This is a genomic window from Rhodoglobus aureus, assembly GCF_039527955.1.
In the GTDB taxonomy this organism is placed as follows: domain Bacteria; phylum Actinomycetota; class Actinomycetes; order Actinomycetales; family Microbacteriaceae; genus Rhodoglobus; species Rhodoglobus aureus.
This window is the reverse complement of sequence record NZ_BAAAKW010000049.1, coordinates 1-6,175: the sequence shown is the minus strand read 5'-3', so window position 1 is coordinate 6,175 and position 6,175 is coordinate 1. Positions and strand designations below refer to the sequence as shown.

At 53.1% G+C, this 6,175-nt stretch carries 3 rRNA genes; all 3 read left to right on the top strand.

Annotated features, from left to right (window positions below):
- Positions 1–676 precede the first annotated feature (676 nt).
- Positions 677–2,214, top strand: a 16S ribosomal RNA gene (locus ABD112_RS11600).
- A 508-nt stretch (positions 2,215–2,722) separates the two neighbouring features.
- Positions 2,723–5,858, top strand: a 23S ribosomal RNA gene (locus tag ABD112_RS11595).
- A gap of 180 nt (positions 5,859–6,038) precedes the next feature.
- A 5S ribosomal RNA gene (gene rrf / locus ABD112_RS11590) occupies positions 6,039–6,155 on the top strand.
- The 16S, 23S and 5S rRNA genes sit together here, the layout of an rRNA operon.
- The last annotated feature ends 20 nt before the right edge of the window (positions 6,156–6,175 follow it).

Genomic DNA, 6,175 nt, shown 5'->3' with positions numbered 1-6,175 from the left:
GGGGTCTCGACACGCCCGGGATGGGGGAGGGTTTGGTGGGGGCGGGGAATCCCCGTAAAGTTCTTTCTTGTCACCCCAAAGGTGCGGAAGTCCCGGGCAGTTCTGCTGCTAGGTTTCCGGCCTCAAGTGGGGGCCACCATCCTCTAAATCTGTTATAGTTTTAGTCCGGTCGGGTAGCGGAATTCCTCTTGTAGGTTTCGGTATCGGGTCGTTGGATGTCTTCCCGCTTCATGCGTGTGTTGATCTGTTGTTGTGTGCCGTTCTGGTTCACTTTGGCTGATTTGACAAGCGTTGTGAAGGGGGTAAGCTAGACAGGTTGCCTTCCGCAGTAAGCGGGGGTTGCCAACACAGGTTTTTGTAGCCCTGGGGTGAAGCCGTTTTGCGGTGGAGGTCAGGAGCGTCCGATCCTTGAGAACTCAACAGCGTGCACAATGTCAAATGCCAAAAACCCGACTGTGCTTTATGTGATTGACCTATTTCGGGTCAGGATCGTGGGTGCAGCGGATTCCTTTGGAAAAAGATATAAACAACAAAGCAAGTCAGTATTGATTTGTTCTGTCAGTTTCAAACTTGTCGCCTCGACATCTACTGTATTTATTGATTCCCAATAAGGCAGGCGGGTGCGGGTGACACAAGATGTGCTTCTGCAGGCTTTGCTTGTGGTTGCAATCAAACATTTATGGAGAGTTTGATCCTGGCTCAGGATGAACGCTGGCGGCGTGCTTAACACATGCAAGTCGAACGATGAAGCCGGAGCTTGCTCTGGTGGATTAGTGGCGAACGGGTGAGTAACACGTGAGTAACCTGCCCTTGACTCTGGAATAAGCGTTGGAAACGACGTCTAATACTGGATACGAGCTTCAGCCGCATGGCTAGGAGCTGGAAAGAATTTCGGTCAAGGATGGACTCGCGGCCTATCAGGTAGTTGGTGAGGTAATAGCTCACCAAGCCTACGACGGGTAGCCGGCCTGAGAGGGTGACCGGCCACACTGGAACTGAGACACGGTCCAGACTCCTACGGGAGGCAGCAGTGGGGAATATTGCACAATGGGCGAAAGCCTGATGCAGCAACGCCGCGTGAGGGACGACGGCCTTCGGGTTGTAAACCTCTTTTAGTAGGGAAGAAGCGATGTGCTTGTCACATCATGACGGTACCTGCAGAAAAAGCACCGGCTAACTACGTGCCAGCAGCCGCGGTAATACGTAGGGTGCAAGCGTTATCCGGAATTATTGGGCGTAAAGAGCTCGTAGGCGGTTTGTCGCGTCTGCTGTGAAAACTGGGGGCTCAACCCCCAGCCTGCAGTGGGTACGGGCAGACTAGAGTGCGGTAGGGGAGATTGGAATTCCTGGTGTAGCGGTGGAATGCGCAGATATCAGGAGGAACACCAATGGCGAAGGCAGATCTCTGGGCCGTTACTGACGCTGAGGAGCGAAAGCATGGGGAGCGAACAGGATTAGATACCCTGGTAGTCCATGCCGTAAACGTTGGGAACTAGATGTAGGGACCATTCCACGGTTTCTGTGTCGCAGCTAACGCATTAAGTTCCCCGCCTGGGGAGTACGGCCGCAAGGCTAAAACTCAAAGGAATTGACGGGGGCCCGCACAAGCGGCGGAGCATGCGGATTAATTCGATGCAACGCGAAGAACCTTACCAAGACTTGACATATACGAGAACGGGCTAGAAATAGTCAACTCTTTGGACACTCGTAAACAGGTGGTGCATGGTTGTCGTCAGCTCGTGTCGTGAGATGTTGGGTTAAGTCCCGCAACGAGCGCAACCCTCGTTCTTTGTTGCCAGCACGTAATGGTGGGAACTCAAAGGAGACTGCCGGGGTCAACTCGGAGGAAGGTGGGGATGACGTCAAATCATCATGCCCCTTATGTCTTGGGCTTCACGCATGCTACAATGGCCGATACAAAGGGCTGCAATACCGCAAGGTGGAGCGAATCCCAAAAAGTCGGTCTCAGTTCGGATTGAGGTCTGCAACTCGACCTCATGAAGTCGGAGTCGCTAGTAATCGCAGATCAGCAACGCTGCGGTGAATACGTTCCCGGGCCTTGTACACACCGCCCGTCAAGTCATGAAAGTCGGTAACACCCGAAGCCAGTGGCCTAACCCGCAAGGGGAGGAGCTGTCGAAGGTGGGATTGGTAATTAGGACTAAGTCGTAACAAGGTAGCCGTACCGGAAGGTGCGGCTGGATCACCTCCTTTCTAAGGAGCATGTGCAAGCCGTGGGGGAGCGTTCCTGTTTACAGTTCGCGAACACACGGAATTACTTGCCAAGTCGTACCAACCTGTTCGGGTTGGACGGCGCTCATGGGTGGAACATTGACATTGTGGCCAGAGGATCTGTTTTCTCTTCAGTACACCAACTTTGTTGGTAGGAACGAGGGGAGATGGTGGGCCTGGTCTTTGCACGTTGTTGGGTCCTGAGGGACCGGGCCCGCATCTTTGATGCGGTTTCGTACCTTAGGACTTGAGATATCCGAAAGGGTGTCTGGGTCTAACGGATCCTGGTGTCATCTCTGACTTTGGTTGGGGGTGGTGGAGGATACCGCCCGTATTTTGAGAACTACACAGTGGACGCGAGCATCTTAGATTCGACCGAAAGGTCGGATCACATAAATAACAATAACTTTTTGCAGCATTTATGTTGTGGGGAGTTCATTGGTCAATCTCAACACTTTGGTGTTGCGATCGATTCTTTATACTCATGTGATATCAATTTTCTAAGAGCAAACGGTGGATGCCTTGGCATCTGGAGCCGAAGAAGGACGTATAAATCTGCGATAAGCCTCGGGGAGCTGATAATAGAGCTGTGATCCGAGGATTTCCGAATGGGGAAACCCCGCTGGGCGTTGCAAGACGACTCAGTGACTCCCGCCTGAATATATAGGGCGGGTAGAGGGAACGTGGGGAAGTGAAACATCTCAGTACCCACAGGAAGAGAAAACAACCGTGATTCCGTTAGTAGTGGCGAGCGAAACCGGAAGAGGCCAAACCGATCATGTGTGATAGCCGGCAGGCGTTGCATGGTCGGGGTAGTGGGACTTTTCAGCTGTTACTGCCGTACAGCAAGAATTACAACGACATATAGACGAAGTGGATTGAAAGCCACGCCATAGAGGGTGCCAGCCCCTTAGTCGAAATGTGTCAATGGTTCGAAGAGTATCCCAAGTAGCACGGGGCCCGAGAAATCCCGTGTGAATCTGTCAGGACCACCTGATAAGCCTAAATACTTCCAGATGACCGATAGCGGACAAGTACCGTGAGGGAAAGGTGAAAAGTACCCCGGGAGGGGAGTGAAATAGTACCTGAAACCGTTTGCTTACAAACCGTTGGAGCAGCCTTAGTAGCTGTGACAGCGTGCCTTTTGAAGAATGAGCCTGCGAGTTAGTGATCAGTGGCGAGGTTAACCCGTGTGGGGCAGCCGTAGCGAAAGCGAGTCTTAATAGGGCGTTATAGTCGCTGGTTCTAGACCCGAAGCGAAGTGATCTATCCATGGCCAGGTTGAAGCGTGTGTAAGAGCACGTGGAGGACCGAACCCACTTCAGTTGAAAATGGAGGGGATGAGCTGTGGATAGGGGTGAAAGGCCAATCAAACTTCGTGATAGCTGGTTCTCTCCGAAATGCATTTAGGTGCAGCGTTGCGTGTTTCTTGCCGGAGGTAGAGCTACTGGATAGCTGATGGGCCCTAAAAGGTTACTGACGTTAGCCAAACTCCGAATGCCGGTAAGTGAGAGCGCAGCAGTGAGACGGTGGGGGATAAGCTTCATCGTCGAGAGGGTAACAGCCCAGACTACCAACTAAGGTCCCCAAGCGTGTGCTAAGTGGGAAAGGATGTGGAGTTGCACAGACAACCAGGAGGTTGGCTTAGAAGCAGCCACCCTTGAAAGAGTGCGTAATAGCTCACTGGTCAAGTGATTCCGCGCCGACAATGTAACGGGGCTCAAGCACACCACCGAAGTTGTAGATTTCGTATTATAGGTAAGCCTTCGTGGTTCAGCCGTACGGAGTGGTAGGAGAGCGTCGTGTGGGCAGTGAAGCGGCGGTGTAAACCAGCCGTGGAGCCTACACGAGTGAGAATGCAGGCATGAGTAGCGAAAGACGGGCGAGAAACCCGTCCTCCGAATGATCAAGGGTTCCAGGGCCAGGCTAATCCGCCCTGGGTAAGTCGGGACCTAAGGCGAGGCCGACAGGCGTAGTCGATGGACAACGGGTTGATATTCCCGTACTGACGAAGAACCGCCCAAACTAATCCAGTAATGCTAAGTATCTGAATCCCCTAGACCAATCCCTTCGGGGTGAGGCGTGGGGCCTAGCGTACGACCCTATTCTGGTGCGGTTAGCGTATTAACAGGTGTGACGCAGGAAGGTAGCTGAGCCGGGCGATGGTTGTCCCGGTCTAAGAATGTAGGCCGAGAGATAGGCAAATCCGTCTCTCACTAAGGCTGAGACTCGATGGGTAGTCGTCAAGACGAAATCAGTGATCCTATGCTGCCAAGAAAAGCATCGACGCGAGGTTCAAGTTACCCGTACCCCAAACCGACTCAGGTGATCAGGTAGAGAATACCAAGGAGATCGAGAGAATCGTGGTTAAGGAACTCGGCAAAATGCCCCCGTAACTTCGGGATAAGGGGGGCCTAAGGCGTGAACGGACGTTCTCTTTCGAGAGGACATGGCTCCGGGAGCGCTGCAGGGCCGCAGAGACCAGTGGGAAGCGACTGTTTACTAAAAACACAGGTCCGTGCTAAGTCGCAAGACGATGTATACGGACTGACGCCTGCCCGGTGCTGGAAGGTTAAGAGGAACGGTTAGCCGTAAGGCGAAGCTGTGAATTTAAGCCCCAGTAAACGGCGGTGGTAACTATAACCATCCTAAGGTAGCGAAATTCCTTGTCGGGTAAGTTCCGACCTGCACGAATGGCGTAACGACTTCCCAGCTGTCTCAACCGCGAACTCGGCGAAATTGCACTACGAGTAAAGATGCTCGTTACGCGCAGAAGGACGGAAAGACCCCGTGACCTTTACTATAGCTTTGTATTGGTGTTCGGTGTGGCCTGTGTAGGATAGGTGGGAGACTGTGAAGCTTGGACGCTAGTTCAGGTGGAGTCATTGTTGAAATACCACTCTGGTCATATTGGATATCTAACTTCGAACCGTAATCCGGTTCAGGGACAGTGCATGGTGGGTAGTTTAACTGGGGCGGTTGCCTCCCAAAAAGTAACGGAGGCGCCCAAAGGTTCCCTCAACCTGGTTGGTAATCAGGTGTCGAGTGTAAGTGCACAAGGGAGCTTGACTGTGAGACTGACAAGTCGAGCAGGGACGAAAGTCGGGACTAGTGATCCGGCAGTGGCTTGTGGAAGCGCTGTCGCTCAACGGATAAAAGGTACCTCGGGGATAACAGGCTGATCTTGCCCAAGAGTCCATATCGACGGCATGGTTTGGCACCTCGATGTCGGCTCGTCGCATCCTGGGGCTGGAGTAGGTCCCAAGGGTTGGGCTGTTCGCCCATTAAAGCGGTACGCGAGCTGGGTTTAGAACGTCGTGAGACAGTTCGGTCCCTATCCTCTGCGCGCGCAGGAAATTTGAGAAGATCTATCCCTAGTACGAGAGGACCGGGATGGACGAACCTCTGGTGTGTCAGTTGTTCCGCCAGGAGCACCGCTGATTAGCTACGTTCGGAATGGATAACCGCTGAAAGCATCTAAGCGGGAAGCCAGCTTCAAGATGAGATTTCCATGGCTTAGGCCGAGAGACTCGCAGCTAGACTACTGCGTTGATAGGCTGGATGTGGAAGCAGGGACTAACGACCTGTGAAGCTGACCAGTACTAATAAGTCGATAAATTGATAACACCCCACCTCACTGGGCGCCCTCGGGCGTCGAATGGTGAATGAGAAGAATTCTCGCGTCCACTTTGTGGTTCCCGATTTACGGTCGGGAACTGCGCCCAGCAAACACTGCTCGGGAACCTCTTCACGGAGGGCTCCGAAGTGTGTGAACTGGCCCAGACTGATACATAAATCAATAGTGTTTCGGCGGCCATAGCGAGAGGGAAACGCCCGGTTACATTCCGAACCCGGAAGCTAAGACTCTCTGCGCCGATGGTACTGCAAGGGGGACCTTGTGGGAGAGTAGGACACCGCCGGACTTCAATTGTAAAATGGCCAC